General features: G+C 36.9%; 27 protein-coding genes. 12 read left to right on the top strand and 15 right to left on the bottom strand.

The genetic code is table 11. The annotated features are described in order from the left end of the window. Position 1: 1 nt before the first annotated feature. The 4 genes from J2X31_RS06220 to J2X31_RS06205 all read left to right on the top strand — a co-directional run bounded on the left by J2X31_RS06220 (position 2) and on the right by J2X31_RS06205 (position 5,530). Positions 2 to 1,669, top strand: coding sequence for a M56 family metallopeptidase (locus tag J2X31_RS06220; RefSeq protein ID WP_310025305.1), 1,668 nt, complete (start codon positions 2 to 4; stop codon positions 1,667 to 1,669). A 71-nt stretch (positions 1,670 to 1,740) separates the two neighbouring features. Beyond that, entirely contained in the window at positions 1,741 to 4,185 is a 2,445-nt protein-coding gene (locus J2X31_RS06215; protein WP_310025302.1) for a TonB-dependent receptor, read from the top strand. Positions 4,186 to 4,349: 164 nt separating this feature from the next. Then, entirely contained in the window at positions 4,350 to 4,937 is a 588-nt protein-coding gene (locus J2X31_RS06210; RefSeq protein WP_310025433.1) for a MiaE family protein, read from the top strand. 92 nt (positions 4,938 to 5,029) lie between these two features. Next, positions 5,030 to 5,530 (top strand): GNAT family N-acetyltransferase, encoded by a 501-nt coding sequence (locus tag J2X31_RS06205; RefSeq protein ID WP_310025299.1) that lies wholly within the window; start codon positions 5,030 to 5,032, stop codon positions 5,528 to 5,530. Between the two features lie 34 nt (positions 5,531 to 5,564). Here the strand turns inward: J2X31_RS06205 and J2X31_RS06200 are convergent, their stop codons facing one another. After that, complete coding sequence (locus J2X31_RS06200; RefSeq protein ID WP_310025297.1) at positions 5,565 to 6,134, bottom strand: pentapeptide repeat-containing protein; 570 nt, start codon at positions 6,132 to 6,134, stop codon at positions 5,565 to 5,567. 120 nt (positions 6,135 to 6,254) lie between these two features. Here J2X31_RS06200 and J2X31_RS06195 point away from each other — a divergent pair, with 120 nt between their 5' ends. Both J2X31_RS06195 and J2X31_RS06190 read left to right on the top strand, forming a co-directional pair. Continuing rightward, complete coding sequence (locus J2X31_RS06195; RefSeq protein WP_310025432.1) at positions 6,255 to 6,713, top strand: RNA methyltransferase; 459 nt, start codon at positions 6,255 to 6,257, stop codon at positions 6,711 to 6,713. A gap of 153 nt (positions 6,714 to 6,866) precedes the next feature. Then, a complete protein-coding gene (locus J2X31_RS06190; RefSeq protein ID WP_310025295.1) occupies positions 6,867 to 7,130 on the top strand; it encodes a hypothetical protein in 264 nt (87 codons plus the stop codon). Positions 7,131 to 7,285: 155 nt separating this feature from the next. On the opposite strand, the gene J2X31_RS06185 is transcribed toward J2X31_RS06190, so the two are convergent. Beyond that, positions 7,286 to 9,805, bottom strand: a complete 2,520-nt coding sequence (locus J2X31_RS06185) for a DUF7619 domain-containing protein (RefSeq protein ID WP_310025293.1) — start codon at positions 9,803 to 9,805, stop codon at positions 7,286 to 7,288. A 297-nt stretch (positions 9,806 to 10,102) separates the two neighbouring features. Here J2X31_RS06185 and J2X31_RS06180 point away from each other — a divergent pair, with 297 nt between their 5' ends. The 3 genes from J2X31_RS06180 (at position 10,103) to J2X31_RS06170 (ending at position 11,507) form a co-directional block, all read left to right on the top strand. After that, positions 10,103 to 10,252, top strand: coding sequence for a hypothetical protein (locus J2X31_RS06180; RefSeq protein WP_310025291.1), 150 nt, complete (start codon positions 10,103 to 10,105; stop codon positions 10,250 to 10,252). Positions 10,253 to 10,518: 266 nt separating this feature from the next. Then, positions 10,519 to 11,163 carry a peptide-methionine (S)-S-oxide reductase MsrA gene (gene msrA / locus J2X31_RS06175; RefSeq protein ID WP_310025289.1) on the top strand — a complete coding sequence of 215 codons (645 nt, stop codon included), beginning with the start codon at positions 10,519 to 10,521 and terminating at the stop codon, positions 11,161 to 11,163. A gap of 47 nt (positions 11,164 to 11,210) precedes the next feature. Continuing rightward, positions 11,211 to 11,507: a hypothetical protein gene (locus J2X31_RS06170; protein ID WP_310025288.1), complete on the top strand. Its 297-nt coding sequence runs from the start codon at positions 11,211 to 11,213 to the stop codon at positions 11,505 to 11,507. A 48-nt stretch (positions 11,508 to 11,555) separates the two neighbouring features. On the opposite strand, the gene J2X31_RS06165 is transcribed toward J2X31_RS06170, so the two are convergent. The 8 genes from J2X31_RS06165 to J2X31_RS06130 all read right to left on the bottom strand — a co-directional run bounded on the left by J2X31_RS06165 (position 11,556) and on the right by J2X31_RS06130 (position 16,352). Beyond that, complete coding sequence (locus J2X31_RS06165) at positions 11,556 to 11,876, bottom strand: DUF6787 family protein (protein ID WP_310025286.1); 321 nt, start codon at positions 11,874 to 11,876, stop codon at positions 11,556 to 11,558. Between the two features lie 29 nt (positions 11,877 to 11,905). Continuing rightward, positions 11,906 to 12,334, bottom strand: coding sequence for a DUF6146 family protein (locus J2X31_RS06160; RefSeq protein ID WP_310025284.1), 429 nt, complete (start codon positions 12,332 to 12,334; stop codon positions 11,906 to 11,908). 119 nt (positions 12,335 to 12,453) lie between these two features. Continuing rightward, positions 12,454 to 13,416: a D-2-hydroxyacid dehydrogenase gene (locus J2X31_RS06155; protein ID WP_310025281.1), complete on the bottom strand. Its 963-nt coding sequence runs from the start codon at positions 13,414 to 13,416 to the stop codon at positions 12,454 to 12,456. Positions 13,417 to 13,457: 41 nt separating this feature from the next. Beyond that, entirely contained in the window at positions 13,458 to 13,769 is a 312-nt protein-coding gene (locus J2X31_RS06150) for a hypothetical protein (protein WP_310025279.1), read from the bottom strand. A 21-nt stretch (positions 13,770 to 13,790) separates the two neighbouring features. Then, on the bottom strand, positions 13,791 to 14,297 hold the full coding sequence (locus tag J2X31_RS06145; RefSeq protein WP_310025277.1) for a hypothetical protein: 507 nt from the start codon (positions 14,295 to 14,297) through the stop codon (positions 13,791 to 13,793). Positions 14,298 to 14,374: 77 nt separating this feature from the next. Next, a complete protein-coding gene (serC, locus tag J2X31_RS06140) occupies positions 14,375 to 15,445 on the bottom strand; it encodes a 3-phosphoserine/phosphohydroxythreonine transaminase (protein WP_310025275.1) in 1,071 nt (356 codons plus the stop codon). Positions 15,446 to 15,748: 303 nt separating this feature from the next. Continuing rightward, positions 15,749 to 16,078, bottom strand: a complete 330-nt coding sequence (locus J2X31_RS06135) for a CCC motif membrane protein (RefSeq protein ID WP_310025273.1) — start codon at positions 16,076 to 16,078, stop codon at positions 15,749 to 15,751. A 16-nt stretch (positions 16,079 to 16,094) separates the two neighbouring features. Then, complete coding sequence (locus J2X31_RS06130) at positions 16,095 to 16,352, bottom strand: DUF2752 domain-containing protein (protein ID WP_310025271.1); 258 nt, start codon at positions 16,350 to 16,352, stop codon at positions 16,095 to 16,097. A 132-nt stretch (positions 16,353 to 16,484) separates the two neighbouring features. On the opposite strand from J2X31_RS06130, the gene J2X31_RS06125 reads away from it, so the two are divergent. Together J2X31_RS06125 and J2X31_RS06120 are read left to right on the top strand one after the other, a co-directional pair. Then, positions 16,485 to 16,670: a hypothetical protein gene (locus J2X31_RS06125; RefSeq protein ID WP_310025269.1), complete on the top strand. Its 186-nt coding sequence runs from the start codon at positions 16,485 to 16,487 to the stop codon at positions 16,668 to 16,670. Continuing rightward, on the top strand, positions 16,660 to 17,202 hold the full coding sequence (locus J2X31_RS06120) for a DUF8465 domain-containing protein (protein WP_310025267.1): 543 nt from the start codon (positions 16,660 to 16,662) through the stop codon (positions 17,200 to 17,202). The genes J2X31_RS06125 and J2X31_RS06120 overlap by 11 nt, the downstream gene beginning before the upstream one ends. On the opposite strand, the gene J2X31_RS06115 is transcribed toward J2X31_RS06120, so the two are convergent. Continuing rightward, positions 17,203 to 18,219, bottom strand: coding sequence for a hypothetical protein (locus J2X31_RS06115; RefSeq protein ID WP_310025266.1), 1,017 nt, complete (start codon positions 18,217 to 18,219; stop codon positions 17,203 to 17,205). Between the two features lie 451 nt (positions 18,220 to 18,670). On the opposite strand from J2X31_RS06115, the gene J2X31_RS06110 reads away from it, so the two are divergent. After that, entirely contained in the window at positions 18,671 to 18,856 is a 186-nt protein-coding gene (locus J2X31_RS06110; RefSeq protein ID WP_310025265.1) for a hypothetical protein, read from the top strand. A gap of 283 nt (positions 18,857 to 19,139) precedes the next feature. On the opposite strand, the gene J2X31_RS06105 is transcribed toward J2X31_RS06110, so the two are convergent. Genes J2X31_RS06105 through J2X31_RS06090 form a run of 4 tightly spaced genes read right to left on the bottom strand, consistent with a single transcriptional unit; the run spans position 19,140 to position 21,946 of the window. Beyond that, a complete protein-coding gene (locus J2X31_RS06105) occupies positions 19,140 to 19,883 on the bottom strand; it encodes a shikimate dehydrogenase family protein (protein ID WP_310025264.1) in 744 nt (247 codons plus the stop codon). 31 nt (positions 19,884 to 19,914) lie between these two features. Next, positions 19,915 to 20,259, bottom strand: a complete 345-nt coding sequence (locus J2X31_RS06100) for a DUF5615 family PIN-like protein (RefSeq protein ID WP_310025263.1) — start codon at positions 20,257 to 20,259, stop codon at positions 19,915 to 19,917. Positions 20,260 to 20,271: 12 nt separating this feature from the next. Further along, entirely contained in the window at positions 20,272 to 20,502 is a 231-nt protein-coding gene (locus tag J2X31_RS06095) for a DUF433 domain-containing protein (protein ID WP_310025262.1), read from the bottom strand. 49 nt (positions 20,503 to 20,551) lie between these two features. Continuing rightward, positions 20,552 to 21,946 carry a tetratricopeptide repeat protein gene (locus J2X31_RS06090; protein WP_310025261.1) on the bottom strand — a complete coding sequence of 465 codons (1,395 nt, stop codon included), beginning with the start codon at positions 21,944 to 21,946 and terminating at the stop codon, positions 20,552 to 20,554. Between the last annotated feature and the right edge of the window lie 86 nt (positions 21,947 to 22,032).

Raw genomic sequence — 22,032 nt, 5'->3', positions numbered from 1 at the left:
TATGTTTACCATCAGCGACACCTTATTGAAAGCAATTTCCTGGACGCTTGTCCACACGATTTGGCAAGGTTTTATTCTGGCATTTCTGGCTGGGATTGTGATTTTGATGACCAAGAAAGCGACTTCGACTTTGCGATACAACTTGCTTTCGGGTTTGTTCTTGCTTTTTATTATAGTAGTTGGTTTTACCTTCAATTATGAATATCAACATGAAAATGAAGCCTATTTGACGGTTAATTTTTCAGAAAATCTAAAATCAGTTTTCACGCTTCAAGATGGGAACGTTTCGAATAATTTCTCTACCTTGATTGTAGATTTTTTAAATAAAAATGCCAATACAATCGTCTTGATTTGGTTTATTGTTTTTTGCTTCAAATGCTTTTCAATCACAACCAATTTGAGTCATATTTATAAAATAAGAAACTACCGAAATCAACCCGTTTCGGATTATTGGAAGGAACGATTGGAAGCTTTGAGCCAAAACATTCGTCTCAACAAAACCATTGTTCTTTTAGAATCACAATTGGTTAAAGTGCCTTCGGTTACTGGATTTTTCAAACCGATTATCTTGTTGCCAATTGGTATGCTATCACAACTTCCGCAAGACCAAGTCGAAGCGATTTTGTTGCACGAATTGGCACACATTCGAAGGAAAGATTACTTTGTAAACCTGCTTCAAAGCTTTGTTGAAATTGTGTTCTTCTTTAATCCTGGTGTACTTTGGTTGTCGTCTTTAATCAAAGAAGAAAGAGAAAATTGCTGTGATGATATTGCGGTCTCGGTTACCAAATGCAAGGCCAAATTTGTTCACGCTTTGGTTTCGTTCCAAGAATATAATATGAAAGACAACGAATTGATCATGGGCTTTGGCGGAAAGAAAAACCATCTTTTGAACCGTGCAAAACGCATCATCCACAACGATACAAAATCACTTAATGGAATTGAGAAGACGTTTCTATCGGTTGCCGTTTTTGCAGTCTTGATGGTGATGTTGGCCTTTGGGAACTCAAAAATGGAGTCTTCGGGAAAACCTTCGACAGCAATTAGAACCGAAACTACTACTACGGAAGAAATCACTACCACTTACGAGAACGAACAAAAGATTAAGGAAGTGACAAAAACTTCTGAAACTAAAACTTCTAAAAGCGAATATTGTGAAATTGTTGCTCAAAAACCAAGTGTAATGACGGAAGATGAAGCAAACTCTCTATCCGAAATCGATGAAAAAAAGGCAGAAATAAGCAGTGAAAACGCGGAGGAAAAAAGGCTTGAAGCAGAAAAAAGTAAACAGGAAACGGTGAAGAAAGTTTTGACAACTCCAAAAAACCAAACCGTAACCACTTGCGAAAAAACATCGGTTACCGACAAAAAAATACAAGAAAAGGAGAGAATCGTGATTACAGCCGACAAAGTTTGGGAATCTCCAGAAAAAATGGCCCAATCCATAATCAATGATCTGACTGCTGAAAAGATAATTTCTGTAACTGTGAATTTATCGTATAACCTTTCAGATACAAATCTGATAGTGAATGGAAAAGTACAATCCGATAGTGTTCACAAGAAGTTTAAACAAAAATATTTGAAGCAGGTGCAAGAAAAACATAGAGTTTCCGACAAAATTTCAATTGTTTATAATTATGATATCTCAAATCTGGTAGCCTGTAACTAAATTATTTATTATTCGACTAATCAACGAATAAGCAATCATATTTCAATCATCAATCAAATCACGAACAATCAATGCATTATCTATTCAAATTTGTACTACTGTACTTTTTAGTACTGTGTACTTCCTTTTTGCAAGCACAAACCAACGGGAAAATCAGTGGAGCAATCAAAACTTCCAACAACGAACCTTTAGAAATAGTCCTAATCACACTAGTTTCAGCTTCGGATAATTCCCTTGTTAAGACCACTTTTCCAGAAACAAATGGAAATTTTGAATTCACCAATCTTGCTGATAATAATTACCTTCTTGTAATTGATTATTTGGGATTTAAAACCTATCAATCACAACCAATTGCTATTCAGCAAAATACTGTTGCATTACCAGTTATACAACTAGAAACCGAAGATGTCAACAAACTCGATGAAGTTGTCATCGAAAAGAAGAAACCATTTGTAGTAAACAAAATCGACCGAACGGTTGTAAATGTTGACGCCATGATGTCAGCCGCAGGTTCGGATGCTATGGATGTTTTAGAAAAATCACCCGGCATTATCATCGACCAAAACGGAACCATAACCTTCAAAGGCAAAACTGGCGTCCAAGTCTTTATCGATGATAAGCCAACCTATCTTTCAGGAGCGGAATTGGAAGCCTATCTAAAATCGCTTCCTGCATCAACCCTTAATCAGATTGAGTTTATGACGAATCCGCCTGCAAAATATGACGCAGCTGGTGGAGCAGGAATCATCAACATCAAAACCAAGAAAAGCAATGCAAGGGGTTTTAACGGCAGTTTCTCCACCCGTTTTTCGCAAGGAAAGCGAATGGTCAACCGAAATAGTTTAAACCTTAATTATACAGATGGAAAAATCCGTCTTTATGGTAATGTAAGTTATGCAAGGCAGGAATCGGTGACGGATTTGTACATCTTCAGAAGGTATAAGAACGAAGATTTGAGCACCAAGACACTATTTGACCAGAACAGTTTGATTGAAGGCGAGAATAAGAATGCTAATGCAAAAATCGGTTTGGATTTTTATGCTTCCGAGAAAACCACTTTGGGCATCAGCTTGAATGGATTTACACGTACTGGTTTTAATACTTCGGACGTTAGCAGTGTACTTTCAAACGCTTCATCAGTTATCGATTCAACCATTATTGCCGATAACAGGACGGATAATAAATTCAGGAACGGCGGTGTGACTTTAAACTACAGCCGTGATTTCAACGAAGGAAAAAGGCTTACTGCCGATGCCGATTTTCTAACTTATTCCGACAGAACCGAACAGGGTTTTCGTAATTATATTTACCAACCCGACAATACTTTGAGCAACAGCGATGAATTAGTGGGGAAGCTTCCTTCGAAGATTTCGATCTATTCGTTCAAGACCGATTATTCACACCCGTTGAAAAATGAAGGCTTGCTTGAAGCAGGCTATAAAATCAGCCATTCGGAAACCGATAATGTGGCGGATTATGCCGATATCATCAATGGTGAAGCGGTTCCGAATTACGACACCAGCAACCATTTTAAATACAATGAAGTCATTAATGCGGCGTATTTGAATTTCAATAAAAGCTATAAGAGATTTTCATTTCAAACAGGTTTGCGTCTTGAAACGACCATCTCCAAAGGAAATCAGTTGGGGAATATCATGAAAGAAGCTTCGCAATTCAAGCGTGATTATACGAATCTTTTTCCAACGGTTTATGTGATGTATAAATTAGATTCTATCGGAGACAATCAGATGGTTGTGAATTATGGAAAACGCATCAACCGACCATATTATCAGGATTTGAATCCGTTTTTGAGTCCGCTCGATAAGTTTACCTTTTATTCTGGTAATCCATATCTGAATCCGTCTTTCGGGCATAATGTGGAACTTTCCTATCGTTATAAAGGTATTTTTAGTACGACTTTAACCTATGGAAAATCAAAGGACGACATCAACGAAACCATCGAAATCAACGACGGAATCTATTACAGTCGTCCAGGGAATATCGGCAAGAGTCAGTTCTTGAGTTGGACGGTTCAATCCGATTTTGAAGTTACGAATTGGTTTTCTACAAGCTTGTTTACGGAAGTGGCCCACATGGATTTCAAGAGCGAATTATACACCGAAGGGTTGCATTCGTTCGGGACATTTTTCCACTTTTCGTCCAACAACAGGTTCAAGATTGATAAGAAATGGTCGGCTGAATTGAGCGGAAGATATACTTCCAAAATGACTTCTTCGCAATTTACGCTTGACGAAAATGCAAGCATCAACATCGGGATTCAAAGAAAAGTATTTGGCGATAGGGGAACATTACGGCTTAATGCAAACGACATTTTTTATATGGGCATCCGAAATGGTGTCATCAACAACCTGAAACTGACCGATGCCACTTGGAAAAACAAACCCGATAGCCGTTTTGTAGCCTTGACGTTCACATATTCTTTTGGGAAAGCCTTCCAAGCAAAATCACAGGAACGTTCGGGAGCCGAGAGTGAACAAGGCCGTGTAAAAGGGTAAAATAATATTTTTTTATAGATACGAATTTTACTAATTTCCACTAATTAATTGGTGTAAATGAGTGGAATTTGTGTCTTTTTTATATCTCTAAACACTAATAATAATTAACGTCAACCTATTTCAGAATTTTGTAAATTTGCCCCTCATTCAATTTTACAGTTATGATGTTACGTCTTCAATTGCCAACCGACCCAAGATGGGTGAATATTGTCGAGAAAAATATAGAGGAAATCCTTACCGATCATGCTTGGTGCGAACAAAAGGCCGCTTCGAACGCGATTACCATCATCACCATCAATTCGGAATATCCGGATTTGGTGACCGATATGTTGGCTTTGGCCAAAGAAGAAATCGAGCACTTTGAGATGGTACACGAAATCATCAAGAAACGTGGTTATAAATTAGGCCGTGAGCGAAAAGACGAATATGTTGGCGAACTTGCCCAATATATGAAACGAAGCAATACGGGAAGCCGTGTTTCTGGTTTTGTAGAAAGAATGCTTTTTTCGGCGATGATCGAAGCTAGAAGTTGCGAACGTTTCAAGGTACTTTCAGAGAACATCAACGACGAGGAATTGTCGAAATTCTATTGGGATTTGATGGAAAGCGAAGCAGGTCATTATACCACCTTCATTACCTACGCCAGAAAATACGGACACGGAATCGATGTTGAAAAGCGTTGGAGGGAATGGTTGGAGTTTGAGGCTTCGGTGATTGCGAGGTATGGTAAATCGGAGACTATTCACGGGTAGTTCAGTGATCAGTTTTCAGTCGCAGTTTTCAGTTAATAGCTTTGTCTTGATACTTAATACTCCACTCTTACTACTTAAATATTACTACTTCTATGATAACCATCATCCCTGCATCACCTTCTGATTTTCCAATTATAAAAAGCTTGGCTTATGCAATTTGGCCCGATACTTATGGAGCGATATTGTCACCAGAACAGCTTAAGTATATGCTAGGTGCGTTTTATTCGGAGGAGGCTTTGCTGGAGAATTATTTGGAGAAAGGGCATCGGTTTTTGTTGGTGAAAGAGGACGAAACAGTTCTGGGTTTTGCTTCGTACGAACATCTTTATAAAGAAACGAACACCACCCGAATCCATAAAATCTATCTTTTGACGGAAACGCAGGGAAGGGGGTTGGGCAAGCTTTTGATTCAGGAAATAGAGAAGATTGCGTTGGAGAATCATGCCGATAAGCTTTCGCTGAACGTGAACCGATTTAATAAAGCAAAAGATTTTTATACCAAGATAGGCTTTGAGATTGTTGGTGAGGAAGATATTGAATTGGAATATGGGTATTTGATGGAGGATTATGTGATGGAGAAGAGATTGCAATGACAATTTCAATGACAATAAAAAATAAACAATAACCCTATTGCACGATGATGTCGTGTTTGGAAAGCAGTCCTTTCAGTCCGTTGATTGAGAAGACTGCTTTTTTTATTTTTGTTTTTTCCGGATCTATAGTGTAGTTGTAGCTGGTGCTGAAATCGGCCTTGATGGCGATGGCCTTGTCGAATTCTGAACGATACAAGTCGCAATAGTCAAAGAGCACTTCCGTCAAGTCGGTGGCCATGAAATCTACAGCGATGATACTGCAATTGGTAAAGGTGGTTCCCTTGATTTTTAGTGCATAGAATTTAGAGAAATCCAATATACAATCTTTGAAATGGATTTCGAAGATGAGCTTGTCGCACATCGCAAAGTTGACTTCCCTGATTTTACATTTGTTGAAATGTGCAGTTCGAAAGGCCACATAATTGATCTTGGCGTTGTTGAAATTGCAGTTGTTGAACGTGCAATCGATAAAGGTACCACCAACGAAAGTTGCTTCTGAGAAAGTACAATTATTAAAAACACAACCCTCAAAATCGGTATGGTCGAGGGTGTCCTTGGTGTAGGTGATGTGGTTGAAGGTTTTCTCTAGTTCGTACTTGGGCATTTCTGTTGTTGGTTTCGTGGGGTAAAGGTAGTATTTTTTTTGGGTGAAAGGTTTTAGGTGCAGGGGGAAACTTCGTCATCAGGTTTGATTTATGCACTTACAGTTTGTACTTTTGCCCGTATGAATGATAATTTTATAAACGAATACTTCGGTATAGGCATACAAAATGGTAAGACCCCTGAAAACTTGGGCGTTTTGTGGCGAACGGCTCAAAATTTAGGGGCTACTTTTATATTTACCATTGGCAACCGATATGCCAAACAAGCCTCTGATACGCATGATGCCGTTAAGGCAATTCCCTATTTTCATTATGACACCTTTGATGCTTTTTTTGAAAACCTCCCCAAAGGAGCCCGATTGGTGGGTGTGGAGTTAGATGAAAAAGCTTCGGATTTAGAAACCTTTGAACATCCACGCCGTTGTGTTTATTTGTTAGGAGCCGAAGACCATGGCTTGTCCTCAAAAGTAATTGCCAAATGCCATCATTTGGTGAAATTTAAGTCTGAAAAAAGCTTGAATGTGGCTGTAGCAGGAAGTATTGTGATGTATGATCGGAATTTGGCTAAACCGCGTTCTTGATAGAATGTCCTAGGTGTACCAGTATCAACTTCCCCAATCTTGTCATCCTGACGAAGGAAGGATCTCTGCTTTTACTTCCAAAAAGAGTTTCCCCTTTCATGTAAATGAAATTACTAATCTTTTGTGGGCACGAGCAAGATGCTCTAGCAGGGGATGAATAAGGATTACCCTCTGGAATTGAAGGGTAAAAATAAAAAGTTACGCGAATTGAATGGCATGCAAAATGTGTTGATGAACCAAGGAAAGGATGTTACTTTTAACGAGGGGACAGAATACAAGGCCTTGTTTGCATATATTCAGAACATCTGCAAGGCTGGGAAGATTGTTTTTGACGGTACGATTACGGAAGATGAATATACTATTACTCGATTGATTAAGAGGATGAGGGCTCCGAAGAGAGAGGAGAAGGAGGAATAGTTTAAAAGGTTATATGTTTAAAAGTTTAAAAGGTATAGTGTTAGAAAGTCCGGCTTGCGTCGGACTTTTTTTATGGATGTAATGCTTATTTCTTTATATACAAAAAGCCCTAATAAAAGTAGGGCTTTTGCATTTTTTTGAGTGATTTCAGTTGTTTATTCTTTGATGAACTTTGTTACCTGAACGTCTGAATTTGTTGTGATCTGCATTATATAGCTTCCTGTTGCCAATGTCGCTATGTTAATTCTTCCGTCGGTATCGGGTATTGTGTTGCTGATAACAGTTTGCCCGAGTAAATTATGTACTGCAATGGATGCGATTGCAGTATGATTCGGATTGCTTATGTAGAGCATATCTTTCGCCGGAACTGGGTATACGGTAAATAGCGCTGAAGTATGATCCTTCACTTTCAAAGGTGTTTGTACCGTCACTACAGCAGTATTGGTGATGATTGGAAAGTTATAATCAAAATAAATAGCGGCGGTATTTTCCAACACTGCTCCTTCGGTAAGCGTTGCTTTAGAACGGATTTTAAAAACCAGATAACCATCGTTGTTGTCGTCTGCAAAGCCAAGCTGTATGTTATTGAACATAAACTCGACCTGATTTTCTTGTATGATCCGGGTGGTAAATGGATGGCTTCCATCTACAGGGCTCAGTGAGGCAATATCAAATTTGGCAGCATCAATAACATCGGTTACTCTGATGTTTCTTGCGGGAGCGGTGCCTAAATTTTCAAAGCGGATGCGGTAGTACATATAATTGCCTACATTTTCAGGAATTATATAATCGCCACCCAGACATATCTTATCGTTGGGGTCATACGAATTCACAACTGTTTGGTTAAGCACCGCTTCATTGTTGGCTGTAACCTCGTCTTGTTCTACGGTCGCAAGGGCTGTAAACGCCAATATATCATCGCCATTTAGTGATGGTGTATCCATAGGAGTGTTCAATTCTAGTTTTATGAGATACTCCAATTCGGTCAAAGGTTGCATGTTTTCGATGTTCCAAGTCAAGGTGCCCTGACCGTTTGTTGTCACAGTTGGAGTGCTTTCTACAAACTCGGTTCTCGTGGCGTCAAAGGTAAACTGTACTGATCCTGTTGCTATCTGGTTACCCTTGTTCTTAACGGTAATTTTATAAAAAGCATCAAAGCCTGGTACGGCGTTATCTATAGGCACTAGGGTTGCTTCAAAGTCTTGGTGAACGCCGACAGCAGTCACACAATAGTTCTGATTGTAATAGTTGGTAGCCGAAGGCATGGTTAGTGTGATGCTTGAAGGCGATACACTAAACCAAGAAGGATTGTCTAAAATAGGGGTAATGACGCTTGTCCCGTTTTTTAGCATTACACCATGTTGTCCTTCAGGACTTGAATAATAAAAACTTTCTGTGGCACCATTTACTAGCTTGTATTTTAAGTATGGAAACCCAGCATCTGTAGGTGAACATCCGTTGTTTTGAGTGTCGATCCTTGTAAAACCGTTCATGAGATAGCTATCAGTACCTAGCAAACGGACCATACTAGATTTGTTAAAATCGCCAGCACCAATGTAACCATATTCGCCACAATGTAAAATCATACCATCAGGTTGCTGTAAAACCCTGCGTACAGGACCTGAACTACCAGAGAAATTGATTCCTGATTCAGCACCACCAGTATCATAAAATGAATTAGAGGGACTGCCGTCTGGCAAGAGCACTGCGACACCGGAACGCTGGTTAAAATAGAAATTACCACCAATGAGAATGTTTCCATTAGGTTGCACAATAATAGAATGTACATAGGGATAAAATCCATATATAGGAGAAGTAAAGGTATCGTCATAGCTTCCATTGGGGTGCAACCTTACGATACCATTAGCATTGTATTCGTCAAAGGTATCAAATCGTCCGCCAACGAGGATTTTCCCATCGGGCTGTAGTGCCAAAGAGCAAGTATAACCATTTTGACCTATAAAACCCAAATCGATGTCGAAAGTAGTATCGATGGTTCCGTTAGCACTCAGCTTTAATAAGTTATAGGAAGATTCAAAATCTTCACCTCCTATGTCTTGTATAAAGGTACGACCGGCAACGATAAGCTTGCCGTCTGGTAGCACCAATACAGCGAAACACTCTTCAATTTCAGGATTTTGGATAAATGAGTTGTCTATTGAGCCATTTGCATTCAAGCGAAGGAGCTTATTTGGAGAAGAATTTCCTATCAGAATCTTTCCGTTGGACAGTGGTGTTATACAATTAATGTAATAAGAGTCTAGAGAAACTGGAAGATTGAATGTATTATCAATGGTACCATCGCCATTCAAACGAACCATTGATTTTAGTTGATTTCCTACTTCAATTTCAGTGCCTATAAGAATCTTGCCGTCTGGCAATACCGCTATCGGAGAGATAAAGTGATTAAAGTTATTGCTGGTATAAATGCTAAATTCTGGGTCACTGGAACCGTCAGGGTTTAACCTTTCGATAGTACGGACCCATGCGGATCCCGGTGTATCTTTAGAAGTAACGATAATGATCTTGCCATCGGGTTGCAAGGCCATATCGTGCACCCTTTTTTCATATTGTGACCAAATTGTTGTGGGAATAAAACCAGGATCCATAGTGGCAGCATTTTGTGCTTGTCCTACACCCCACAATAGTAAAAGTAGAATAGTAATTTTACGCATACGATTTAAATTTCACCAAAAATAATTAAAGAGTTGGAATAACAATGTATTGCAAGTGAGAAATTTAGAATGTTTGGTAATACGAACAAATCATCATGTAAAGTTTAAAAGCAGTTATGATGAATTTTAACGATAAAAGCCCGATCTCTCGGATATCCACAACAGTTAGCGGTTTTGCAAACCGTGCCCACAATCAATTTCAAATAGACTTATAATCATTAAACAAAACACTAACAAACAGGATCGCTCAAATACCCACAAAAGTTAGCATGACTTTTGCATTTTTAAATAAAAAAAATGTCAACCAAATACAAAGTCACCACTAGAGAAGAAGCCTATTTACCACAGTCGGCTGGGATAGATGTTTTTACTCGCTTAAACCAAAAGGAAGCCATGATCGAACCTCTTAAATACAATCCACACCTTGCTGGAGGATTATTATTTTAGTTCAGCCAGGAATTATATTGGTTTGGAAAATGAATTGGAGGTTGTTTTGCTGGATTTGTTTTATGGTTTTCTCTCTTTTGTGCACGGTTCTCACCCAAGGTTAGTCTAGCAGAAAGAAGTTTAAACCCATAATGGTTATGGATGTTAGAGGTCCAAGGATTATAAAATCTTTAAAAAGTTAACTTTCGTATATTCAATTATAAAGTTTGGTTAAAACCAAATCGAACTGATTTAATACTGCCTAAATTTGTTAAACAAAAAAGAGTATGAACAAGATAATTGGAATGGGATTGATTTTGATTAGTATTTCATGTCAATCAAAAGAAAAAAAAAGTATTCAACCTGTTACAGAACCCGTAAAAATGGAAGTAGAAAAAAATTTAGAAGTGGCCACTTTTGCAGGTGGATGTTTTTGGTGTACAGAAGCTGTATTTTTAGAATTGGATGGCGTGAAAAGCGTTGTTTCAGGCTATATTGGAGGTGCAATTGCGAATCCAACGTATGAGGAAGTTTCCCGTGGCGATACCGGTCATGCCGAAGCAACCCAGATTACATTCGACCCAAAAAAGATTTCGTATGGAGAATTATTGGAAATATTTTTCGCCACACACGATCCAACAACCTTGAACCGCCAAGGTGCCGATGTTGGAACACAATACCGAAGCGAAGTTTTTTATAATAACGAAGAACAGAAGAAAATCACCGAGGATTATATTGCCTTGATGACGTCTGAAAACACGTTCGGTAAACCAATTGTGACAAAGGTTTCGCCTGCTCCAAAATTTTATCCAGCCGAAGATTATCATCAGAATTATTACAGCCGAAACCAAAACCAGTCCTATTGCAGTTACGTGATTACGCCAAAAGTGAAAAAGGTAAAGGAGCAATTCAAGGACAAGCTTAAAAAGTAAATTTTCTTGGCATCAGATTTGTATAGGTAATTGAAAATTATGCAATTATGAACAATCAAACAGATATAAAAGTATTGGACGACAATAGATCAAGGGATTTGATTCTTGGTTTGCTTTTCGATGCGATAGGAATGATGTCCTTTTCTATTCCTTTGATTGGAGAATTCTCGGACATTATCTGGGCTCCAATTTCAGGACTCTTGATGGTTTGGATGTATAAGGGAAGAGCTGGAAAAATAGGAGGGATGTTTTCTTTTTTAGAAGAACTGATCCCTTTTACAGATATTATTCCATCATTTACCCTGATGTGGATTTATAAATACATCTTAAAAACTAAAGATTAATAAAACGAAAAACCCAAAAGCAATTCACTTTTGGGTTTCTATTTGAAATTATTTTCTGTCTGATTCTTTCGGCAAGAGAAACCCCAATCGCATACTTCGGATCATCCTTTTCCCGAAAGGGAAGAAAAACTTCGATTGTCCGAAAAGGTATCCAAAACCCATCAGCATAAAAGGATACAAAGGCAATACCAAGACAAAAAGGATGAAATAGTAAATAAACCAATGCGTATTTTCATAGGTAATGCCAAAAAGTCCCATTACAAATGAGGAAATTTTAGCAGACAACGAACCGTTTATCGCAAAGACGATAAATATAATTACAAGATCAAAATTGGAAGCAATTCCCCAACGTTCTTTGAGTTTATTCATACTAAATAATTATCGGCAAAATTACACTATTATATTCGAGCAGGAAAACCTCCAAGCTGAATATTATTTGTAATTTGAAAATAAGTCAGATAATTAAACAGCATATAATTCACCTCATAGCCATAATCAATATGGTTGTCATAGTTGATTGTCATTTCAAACAAATTCCTGTTCCTGCCCGAATTTACATTAATATTCCAGTTTGTGACCCACATTCTGTTTCGGGTTTCCATATAACTTTGGGTATAAAAATTTCGAGGTTGTGCTCTTGAAATCAGCCAGCTGTTAAATCCAGGATCAATAATGATCACTTCATATTGCAGTTCGTCATTTGCAATCCTAACCGTGTCGTTTTGCGTAGAATTTGCCATTTCTTGATTTTTTGGCGAAGTGTTTTTTGTGGTCGAACAACTAATGATGACCAATGCAATTAATATAAATGAGATAAAATTTTTCATGACTAGGGATTTTCCCTAAAGTTACAAATTAAAATTTCCAGAATGTTTTTGATTATCATTGATTTAACAAAAAAAGCCGAACACAGTGTCCGGCTTCTCAATATATTGTAAAGGAAAAATTAAATTTCTACTTTCAACAAGCTTATAATTTGATCAGCAAGTTCAGTTCCAATTCTGTCTTGAGCTTCCAAAGTTGCAGCACCAATGTGTGGCGTCAAGGAAATTTTTGGGTGCATCAAAACCTGAACTGCCGGAGTTGGTTCTTCTTCAAAAACATCCAAACCTGCAAACAATACTTTTCCGCTGTCCAAAGCTTCAATCAAAGCCACTTCATTGATGATTCCTCCACGAGAAGCATTTATGATTCCCACATTGTCCTTCATCGCATTCAACTCTGCAACATCAATCACATAGCCATTTTCTTGAGCCGGAACGTGGAGTGTGATAAAATCCGAATGCTTGAACAAGTCTTCCATCGGTTCGGTCAGAATCTCGACATTGATGAACTGACCGTTGTAGAAATCGACCTTGATTTCGGCTTTGCCTAAAAATTTATCAGCAGCAATAACCCGCATTCCAAGACCCAAAGCAATTTTCGCAACTGCCTGACCGATTCTTCCAAAACCAATAATTCCAAGCGTTTTTCCTCTCAATTCGATTCCGTTGGCGTATGCTTTTTTCAAACCTTCAAAATTCGAATCTCCTTCCAAGGGCATGTTTCTGTTGGAATCGTGCAAGAAGCGAACACCATTGAACAAATGTCCAAAAACCAATTCCGCCACCGATTCAGACGATGAAGCTGGCGTGTTGATTACGTGTTTTCCTTTTGATCTAGCATAATCCACATCAATATTGTCCATCCCAACACCACCTCGGCCAATGATTTTCAAACCCGGACAATTGTCAATAATATCCTCACGGACTTTTGTTGCACTTCGCACCAAAAGCACCGAAACATCATTGCTGTTAATGTAATTTGCAACCTGTTCCTGTGCCACTTTTGTAGTAATCACTTCAAAACCACCTTTCTCTAAAGCCTTGATTCCGCTACTAGAAATCCCGTCATTGGCTAATACTTTCATAATTTTAATTTAAAAATTTAAAGATTGAAACATTTAAAATTCTAATCTGATTTATTTTTTATTTTTCTAACTGAATACTGCGACTCAAAACTGTTTACTTTTTTAGAAGCTATTCCCGCTTTCCGTTCCAAGCTCTTGTCAAAAACCTTTTTTTCTACGTCAAAAAAGGAGCTTCCGTTGGTCGCTCTTTTTTGCCAAGAAAAAATAGGTTTTTCGCCTTCGAGGCTTTCCACTACAATCAGGGCTAGGCGAGTTAACTTCTTCCTGATGCTTTTGACTTCAAACTCACATCTTCCAACTTTAATCTTCCAACGTTTTGCAACTTGCCGAAGGCGGTCCTTTCGAAGCACCATCTGTCAAGCTACCATTCATGTTTATTCGGAGCTGAAAATTTTCTGCCACCACGTCCGCCTCGCATTTGGCAGGCTGCTGTTATGTGTATTGTTTTCTGTTAGATTGTTTATTTGTCTAACAAAATTCAAATATTTCATCTCGTCCTTTTTAATTATGTCAATATCTGTCCAGTCATTTTTGATTTTAGTCTGAAATATTAGCAAAGAGTCTTTGCCGTCATAAACCAAACGCTTGTTTTGTCTTTCAATGAACCAAGAACCAAATACTTTGTCATTATATTCTTTGTTGTTAATGTCTTTGTCTACTAATTTTTGAACAGTAAGGTTGTAAAGAAATAAATTCCAGTTCTGTGAGATTTGTTTTTCAATGTCAAATGCGTCACCGATTGCTCTTTCAATTGTTTCGTCAGTTGCGTTGTCAATGATTTCTGCTTTATGTCCATAAGAATCTTTCAACGTCACTTTAAACATTCCATTTGAAACCTCGTCAATATAAACTGTCCATCCAGGAATTGATTTTTTATTCATAAGGTCGTCTTTACATTATATATAACTTCAATCTCCCAACTCCGAACTTCAATCTCCCAACTCCCAACTTCAATCCCCTAACTCCCTACCTCAAGTTTTTTCATCACATCCACCAAAACCTGAACGCTTTCCAAAGGCAAAGCATTATACATTGATGCACGATATCCACCAACCGAACGATGTCCAGGAAGTCCAGAAATTCCAGCTTCTTTCCACATCTTATCAAAAGTTTCTGTTTGAGATTCATCCTTCAATAAGAAAGTCGCATTCATATTCGAACGATCTTCTTTAACAGCAGTTCCTTCAAATAAAGGATTTCGGTCTATTTCGTCGTATAATAATTTAGCCTTGGCTTCATTAATTTTTTCAATAGCCGGAATCCCACCTTGGTTTTTCAACCATTGCATTGTTAAAAGAGAAGTATAAACTGCAAAAACTGCCGGTGTGTTGTACATGCTTTCGGCCTTGATGTGTTTTTCGTAATCTAAAATACTTGGAATATTTCTTCCTGTTTTTCCGAGTAATTCTTCCTTTACAACCACTAAAGTAACTCCAGCAGGACCCATATTTTTTTGGGCTCCGGCATAAATCAAATCAAATTTAGAGAAATCCAACTGACGGGAAAAAATATCCGAACTCATATCGCAAACCACTGGAATATTAGTAGTTGGAAACGATTTCATCTGGGTTCCAAAAATGGTATTGTTTGAAGTACAGTGAAAATAATCGGCATCGCTCGGCACTTCAAAATTTTTCGGGATATGATTGTAATTTTCCTCTTTAGAAGAAGCCACAACTACAGTTTCGCCAAAAGCTTTTGCTTCCTTGATTGCTCCAGAAGCCCAAGTTCCAGTATCTAAATAAGATGCTTTTCCGTTTTCCTTTAGCAAATTATAAGGAACTCTCAAAAACTCCATACTTGCTCCACCTTGCAAAAATAAGGCTTGATAACCTTTTCCTTCAAGACCTAGAAGTTCCAATGACAAGGCTCTTGCTTCGTCCATAACGGCGACAAAATCTTTGCTTCTGTGCGAAATCTCTAAAATCGACAAGCCTGAATCATTGAAATTTAAAACTGCCTGTGCCACTTTTTCAAAGACTTCCTGTGGCAAGATGCATGGGCCTGCACTGTAATTATGTTTTTTCATCCTATTTTGTGGTGTAAATTTTCAAAAGCAAATTTCAGAAAATAGGAGTAAAGTTTAATTTACAGTTTGATAATAATTTCATAAGGTTATCAACAAAAACGTTGTAGTTGGTATTTTTTGTAAAATTCATCGAAAGAAATGTTTAATAATTGGTGTTGTTTTGCAGTTTTTATAAATGTTTAAGAATAAAAAAAGACCCTATATACTGTTTTAATACAATATATAGGGTCTATTGAATGTAAGTTGGAAATTTAATTTTAGAAAACTTTTAAGAGCTTACCAAAATAATTTTATTGGAAAAGACTATTGACCTTGCAATTCCATCAACCTTTGTTGCAACATTTCTTGGTCTTGAAGTGCAGCCCATCCGAACATAGAGATTACAGCAACTAACATTATGATGTAGATAATGCTCAATACAATTCCGATTATAGCCAGAATTCGTCCTGTATTCAAATTGCTGTATCCGTCATAACCTTCAGGGTTTGCAGCATATAAAGCTTTGTCTTTTTTGGCTAGCACCAAAGCAATGATACCGAAAATAAGTCCACCTCCATAAAAGCAACAAGCAGGAATAGATAGGATTCCAAGAACAAGAACAGCAACTGCATTAGGTAATTTTTGTTTTTCCATAGTTTTAAATAGTTATTTAGTTATTGATTAAGATTTTATAAATGTAAGAAATAATCATAATTAATCCGTTGATAATTCCCAAGCTGATGATTATTTTGTGGTAATTTCTTTTTTTGTCTAAAAAATGCAAAGCGATGAATCCAAAAAAAACAACTAAGGTATAGATGGCTGGAAACATAAAGAAAGCATCTGCAAATTGTCCTTTCAAAATTAAAGCCAACGATCGTTGCATGCCACATCCCGGACAATCAAACCCGAAAAGTTGTTTGTTCATACACGGAATCATATATTTCTCTACATCCAAAACACTTTCTTTATTGCAATTTTACAAAATAAAAATAAACTTTTTTGTTTTTAAAGGTTATTATTTTAAAGTTCTTTACTTTTGGAATCCAAATTAATGAATATGAAGAAACTACTCATTCCCCTTTTGTTTGTCTCGGGATTTTTACTGCTGTATGAACAAAGCAAAGACCAGCCTAACATCTATATTATTGCAGGAGCGATAGTGGTTTTCATGTTCGGATTAATGCGACTCAACACGAAAATCCCGCATAAAAATAACAACAAAGACCAAGACAATGTTCAATAAAGGCGATAAGGTTACAGTTTTAGATGATGCAATCGACGGTGTTGTCCTTTCGGTAAAAGGCGACAAGGTCACTATTGAAACAACCGATGGTTTTGATCTTACGTTTGAAGCAAAAGAACTGATAAAAATTGGAGGAAACGACCTGAACTTCAATATTGGTCCGAATTTAAGCCAAATTATAAAAGAAAAGGAAATCCCAAAACCGAGAAGTTTCGTCAAGGAAAAAAAGCCAAAACACGAAGCCGGAGTTCCAGAATTCGACCTTCATATCGAAAAGTTAGTCAAGAGTTTCAGGGGAATGAACAATTATGACATTCTAACGCTGCAAACCGAAACGGCTCAACGGCATATCGAATTTGCCATCAAAAACCGAATCCCAAAGATTGTATTCATCCACGGAGTAGGAGAAGGCGTTCTAAAATCGGAACTTGATTTTCTATTGGGGAGATATGACAATATAGCCTTTCAAGACGCCAATTACCAAAAATACGGACTTGGTGCCACGGAAGTTTACATCAAACAAAATAAATAATTAGGGAACAGTTGTAGTTTCGACCTCACCAAAAATAAAATCGCGTTCCAACTTAAAGTTTTGCGATGCTCTAGCCATTGTAACATTTTTCAAGGTAATGGTATGCTTAAAAAGATTATCATCAGTCTGTTCTGTCACAACTTCAATCACTCCAGTATTTTGATCAACACTGCTATTTCCTGTCCAAATGTATCTAACAGAGGGAAGGTCGGGTTGTGTAACACTGCAAAAATAATTATTCGTCAACGGGGTTATGTCGGTTCTGGAAAAAAATCGGTAATTTAAAATATTTTCACTGTTCAGGTACCGAACTTTTGGAGCCGAAATGTCATTCGAAAATAAAAAAGCAGCATCAGCTTCACTCAATCTAAGTGTCATCGCTTTGTCGTTCAAATATCTAAAAAGCAATGTGTGGTTATTTTCAGCACAAATTTGCACGCTAGATAAATTAGTAAAATTAAAGCTTGAAGCCGGTGTTCTGTAAGTCACAGGTGGTAAACTTTCATTTCTTTGGACTCCATCGGCAGTAATAAAGGTAATATCAGAAAAACTAATAGTATGAAGATATTCTGTAATTGTGGTAGACCCATTTGCATTTTCTTCACTTCTAATTGGAGTGGTTCTGATAAACATTTTCCCGCCATTAATAGCCCTCCTTTCTTCCGTTACCACAGGATAGGCTGCCGGAACACCATTAGGGGGACACATTGTAGTTGGTGTGATATTATCATTATAAACCCTGTAAATCAACTGATTATTAGTGTCGATATCCAGACTAATCGCTCCACCTTGCTGGGCCAAGCTGTCGCTGGTAACGGTATTGGTGAAATTACGTTCGGCCAACTTCAAAATCAAAGCCCTTTGATCCGTAGTTTTATAAATAAAAAAGCTACTTGCATTACTGTTACAAGATCCTGCTGCACTTTCATTAAACTCGAACGAAACCTCCTGCATATCGCCATCATCACAACCAGTGAATAAAACCGCCAAAACCAAAAAACTGAAAAATCTTTTCATTATCGTCAAAATATTTAAAGCAAAAGTAATCAAAAATAGCATAACTCATAATCCGTCAGTCATAATGAAATCACAAACCATTCAAATATAATTCTGAAGCAATTCTACCGCATTTTACAGGTCCCATTTTCCTGCCTTCCTTCCAAACCTGCCTGTCGGCAGACAGGTCTTTTTTGTCTTGTTAAAGAAACGAGACAAAAAAGGATTTTCCCTCCAGTTAGGGCTAAATGGAAACTATGAGAACTTTGGAAACTTTCCCAGTTTGTCCTCCTGCAAGGTTTTCAAAACCTTGTAGGTATATAATTTTGACACAATATTGATTTATCGATTTTGATTAAATCAAGGTTTGTCTGTTGTTACCTTTTATAAATATATGAATTTGTCTTTACTAATTTAAAATTCAGGCTACTAGTGAAGAAAAATCTATATTTGTAATTCAAAAATAAAAATTATGGAATTAGATGTATTTATTACTGAAACTATCAAATCAATCACTACAGGCGTTATAAATGCTCAATCTTTCGGCAAAGAAAATGGAACTTTAGTAAATCCGTTAGGAGGATTCCATGATAAATTTGGAACACACTCACTTATTGTGAAAGGAAATAGTGGTGCACAGAAAACCGTAACAAAATAGATTTTGATGTTGCGGTTACAGTATCATCACAAGAAGCGGTTAAAGCTGGAGGAGGATTAAAAATACATATATTCAGTGCTGATGCATCCACAGCAACAAGTGTAAATAATCAAACTATATCGAGAATTAAATTCCAAGTTGATGTTGTTTTACCTTCTGAAAAAGACACTCAAATTTTATAAAAATCAGAATTTTTGTGGTGGAATTTAACTACATAGTTATCTAAATCAAAACACACCTACAAGGTTTTGAAAACCTTGCAGGATTTGTGTTAACAAGGAACTTATTTATTCCAAATCTTCCAAGCCTTTTCTGCCTGAAAGACCAGCATTTCATGTCCGTTTTTTGTAACAGCACCATTTTCTTTAGCCTTTTTAAGAAAAAGCGTTTCTTCGGGATTATAAATCAAGTCGTAGGCAATATGTTTTTCTGAAAAATATTGATATGGAATTGCAGGACAAACCTCCACATTCGGACTTGTTCCTAAAGGTGTACAATTAATTATAATTTGATATTCCTCAAACGTTGAAGCATGGATTTGTTCGTAGGTAATTGTCTTTTCCGAGGCTTCTCGTGAGGCAAAAATATAAGTAATGCCAAGCAATCGCAAAGCATAAGCTACAGCTTTCGATGCTCCACCAGTTCCTAAAATCAAAGCCTTTTGATGATGAGGTTTTAATATGGGTTGAAGTGATTTCTTAAAACCATAAAAATCGGTGTTGTAGCCTTTTGTCTTTCCGCTTGACGTAAATTTAATGGTATTAACAGCTCCAATTTTCAATGCATTTTTCGACATCTTATCCAAAAAAGGAATGACCACTTCCTTATAGGGAATGGTCACGTTGAGTCCTTTTAAATCCGGATTATTTTTTAAGATACCAGGAAATTCAAAAATCTCCTGGATATCAAAGTTTTCATACGTATGGTTTTTGTAGTTTTCGCGTTCGAATTTTTCAGCGAAGTATGCTTTCGAAAACGAATAGCTTATATTTCTTCCAACTAGACCATATTGTTTTTTTGAAGCCAAAATTTGGGTATGTGTTTTACTTTTTTCAGTATTAAAAGAATTGATATATAATTTTATCCTTGTCGATTTCAAGAATGAAGGAATCGTTTTTAGCCAATTCTTCAAATAGGCCAATATTTTTTTCAAAAATCAGAATCAATTCAGTATTAGAAATGTTTCCCAAATTGATTTTTATCAATTTCTTTGGCGTTTTGTTGACAAGGAAACTGTTCTTGAAATCTGCATCTTTTGAAATCAGGATATAATTATTTTCATCAGCAAATTTTGCAATTTCAGTATCAGTTGTGAACCATTTCTCTAAAATAAAATTGACGTGAATGCATTCAAAACCTAAATTTTCAATCCGTTTAGAAAGTTTATAACTTGATATGAACATCACACAGAAACTTCACGAAGCGATGTTTATAATAGACTGTCCTGACAAATACATTTTTGCAAATTTAAGACTGGCCAAAATATCTTCTTTTTCCAATTCAGGATGATCCTCGATAATTTCATCATTAGACATTCCCGATCCTAATAAATCAATAATCATCTCAACTGTCCATCGCATTCCTCTGATTGAAGGTTTGCCATGGCAGATGTTTGGGTCAATGGTTATCCGTTCTAAAAGGTTCATAGCGAGTTGATTTCTGTAAAATTACAAAATTTAAAGATATTATAAAGTATTATTGTTTATACTTATTGATTGCATTCTGAACCATTTTTCTAGTCCAAACCACTGGAAATAATTCTTCCAAAATAGTATGATTTTTAAAGTTCAATCTCAAACCATTACTGATGTGGAATTTCCCTTTTTTATCTTCGTGCAACATAAAATACAATCCAGCCAAACGGTATTCGATTTCATATGATTCTGGGAAAAATTCCGTTGATTGCAATAACGTTTGAATCGCACTGTCGAATTCTCCCAAAAACTGAAGAATATCCACCCAGAACAACCAAGTATCTAAAGCTGTATCGCCAAATTCAACTGCTTTTCTGTATCCAAATTCAGCTTCTTCAAAGAAATTCATCTCCTTGTTGATGGTTGCATAACGCTTCCAATACATACGGTTCTGATTGTCGATGTTCAACGCCTTGTTTACAAAAAACAATGCCTTTTGGTAGTTCTTCTGACGTACATAAAAATCGGTAATCGCTATCCAACCTTTGTCCAACAAAGGATCTTCGTGAACTGTTTTGTTGAAATATTTGATAGCTAAAGCTTTGTTGCCTAGTTTTTCATAACATTTCCCGATTCGCAATAAGGCATACGAAGTTGGGTCGTCCAATTCGATTGTTCTTTCATACGCTTCAATCGCATCCTCATAACGTTTCAATCTTTCCAGGGATTTAGCCTTTTCCATAAAAGCACCTAGAAATTCATCGTCAATAAGAGTAGCATAATCAAAAGCCCTTAACGCTTCTTCGTATTTTTTCAATCCATAATTCAATCTGCCTGACTGATGCCAAGCGATTTCACTATAAGGATTCTTATCAATATATTTTTCCAAATAGGCAATTGCCTCTTCATTTTGGTCTAAAAATTCAAAGCAATAGATGACATTGTATAATGCTCCCTGATCTTCAGGATCTTCTTCCATACACTTGATGAAATTCTCTTTTGCTAGTTCAAGATTGTCCATAAAAAGATATTCCATACCAATCAAATTATAGACATCGGCATAGTCATCTGTATATTTCAAGGCAACTTTTAGCAATTCAACAGCCTTTTCGTGGTTATCCCTTTTGGAATAAATATTGGCTTTCTGGATATAAATTTCTTCGTTATTAGGTTCGATGGCGTAGAGTTCATTCAATAATTTTTCGGCTATTTCAAGCTTGTCATCATAGACCAACATTTCTACCTGAACGAGTTTTAGACCCGTTGATTTGGGATGTTGCTCAAGTGCCAGTTTCAAAGCTTTTTTCGCTAAAGTTGCCTTACCCATATCGAGGTAGTGAAGAATTATTTCCTCAAATTCCTCGGAGTCAAAAAAGAGCACTTTGTTGGTTTTCAACATCGACTCAAATTTTGATAAGGATAAGTTGTAGTCTTCTTCTTCGTTGCTTAATTGCATAGCTTAATTCTTTAAAATTATCCTAAATAAATTTAGGTAACGTTAGGGTTCCGTTTAGGGAAGAGGTGTATTTGTTGTGAACAATT

This window comes from Flavobacterium arsenatis (assembly GCF_031456785.1).
GTDB classification, from domain to species: Bacteria; Bacteroidota; Bacteroidia; order Flavobacteriales; family Flavobacteriaceae; genus Flavobacterium; species Flavobacterium arsenatis.
The sequence above is the reverse complement of the archived record's forward strand: the minus strand, read 5'-3'. Positions and strand labels throughout refer to the sequence as shown.

Excerpts from the sequence above, each read along its gene's own strand:
- J2X31_RS06220 (WP_310025305.1), top strand. The coding sequence starts at position 2 with ATGTTTACCATCAGCGACACCTTATTGAAAGCAATTTCCTGGACGCTT.
- J2X31_RS06215 (WP_310025302.1), top strand. The coding sequence starts at position 1,741 with ATGCATTATCTATTCAAATTTGTACTACTGTACTTTTTAGTACTGTGT.
- J2X31_RS06210 (WP_310025433.1), top strand. The coding sequence starts at position 4,350 with ATGTTACGTCTTCAATTGCCAACCGACCCAAGATGGGTGAATATTGTC.
- J2X31_RS06205 (WP_310025299.1), top strand. The coding sequence starts at position 5,030 with ATGATAACCATCATCCCTGCATCACCTTCTGATTTTCCAATTATAAAA.
- J2X31_RS06200 (WP_310025297.1), bottom strand. The coding sequence starts at position 6,134 with ATGCCCAAGTACGAACTAGAGAAAACCTTCAACCACATCACCTACACC.
- J2X31_RS06195 (WP_310025432.1), top strand. The coding sequence starts at position 6,255 with ATGAATGATAATTTTATAAACGAATACTTCGGTATAGGCATACAAAAT.
- J2X31_RS06190 (WP_310025295.1), top strand. The coding sequence starts at position 6,867 with ATGAATAAGGATTACCCTCTGGAATTGAAGGGTAAAAATAAAAAGTTA.
- J2X31_RS06185 (WP_310025293.1), bottom strand. The coding sequence starts at position 9,805 with ATGCGTAAAATTACTATTCTACTTTTACTATTGTGGGGTGTAGGACAA.
- J2X31_RS06180 (WP_310025291.1), top strand. The coding sequence starts at position 10,103 with ATGTCAACCAAATACAAAGTCACCACTAGAGAAGAAGCCTATTTACCA.
- msrA (WP_310025289.1), top strand. The coding sequence starts at position 10,519 with ATGAACAAGATAATTGGAATGGGATTGATTTTGATTAGTATTTCATGT.
- J2X31_RS06170 (WP_310025288.1), top strand. The coding sequence starts at position 11,211 with ATGAACAATCAAACAGATATAAAAGTATTGGACGACAATAGATCAAGG.
- J2X31_RS06165 (WP_310025286.1), bottom strand. The coding sequence starts at position 11,876 with ATGAATAAACTCAAAGAACGTTGGGGAATTGCTTCCAATTTTGATCTT.
- J2X31_RS06160 (WP_310025284.1), bottom strand. The coding sequence starts at position 12,334 with ATGAAAAATTTTATCTCATTTATATTAATTGCATTGGTCATCATTAGT.
- J2X31_RS06155 (WP_310025281.1), bottom strand. The coding sequence starts at position 13,416 with ATGAAAGTATTAGCCAATGACGGGATTTCTAGTAGCGGAATCAAGGCT.
- J2X31_RS06150 (WP_310025279.1), bottom strand. The coding sequence starts at position 13,769 with ATGGTGCTTCGAAAGGACCGCCTTCGGCAAGTTGCAAAACGTTGGAAG.
- J2X31_RS06145 (WP_310025277.1), bottom strand. The coding sequence starts at position 14,297 with ATGAATAAAAAATCAATTCCTGGATGGACAGTTTATATTGACGAGGTT.
- serC (WP_310025275.1), bottom strand. The coding sequence starts at position 15,445 with ATGAAAAAACATAATTACAGTGCAGGCCCATGCATCTTGCCACAGGAA.
- J2X31_RS06135 (WP_310025273.1), bottom strand. The coding sequence starts at position 16,078 with ATGGAAAAACAAAAATTACCTAATGCAGTTGCTGTTCTTGTTCTTGGA.
- J2X31_RS06130 (WP_310025271.1), bottom strand. The coding sequence starts at position 16,352 with ATGAACAAACAACTTTTCGGGTTTGATTGTCCGGGATGTGGCATGCAA.
- J2X31_RS06125 (WP_310025269.1), top strand. The coding sequence starts at position 16,485 with ATGAAGAAACTACTCATTCCCCTTTTGTTTGTCTCGGGATTTTTACTG.
- J2X31_RS06120 (WP_310025267.1), top strand. The coding sequence starts at position 16,660 with ATGTTCAATAAAGGCGATAAGGTTACAGTTTTAGATGATGCAATCGAC.
- J2X31_RS06115 (WP_310025266.1), bottom strand. The coding sequence starts at position 18,219 with ATGAAAAGATTTTTCAGTTTTTTGGTTTTGGCGGTTTTATTCACTGGT.
- J2X31_RS06110 (WP_310025265.1), top strand. The coding sequence starts at position 18,671 with ATGGAATTAGATGTATTTATTACTGAAACTATCAAATCAATCACTACA.
- J2X31_RS06100 (WP_310025263.1), bottom strand. The coding sequence starts at position 20,259 with ATGTTCATATCAAGTTATAAACTTTCTAAACGGATTGAAAATTTAGGT.
- J2X31_RS06095 (WP_310025262.1), bottom strand. The coding sequence starts at position 20,502 with ATGAACCTTTTAGAACGGATAACCATTGACCCAAACATCTGCCATGGC.
- J2X31_RS06090 (WP_310025261.1), bottom strand. The coding sequence starts at position 21,946 with ATGCAATTAAGCAACGAAGAAGAAGACTACAACTTATCCTTATCAAAA.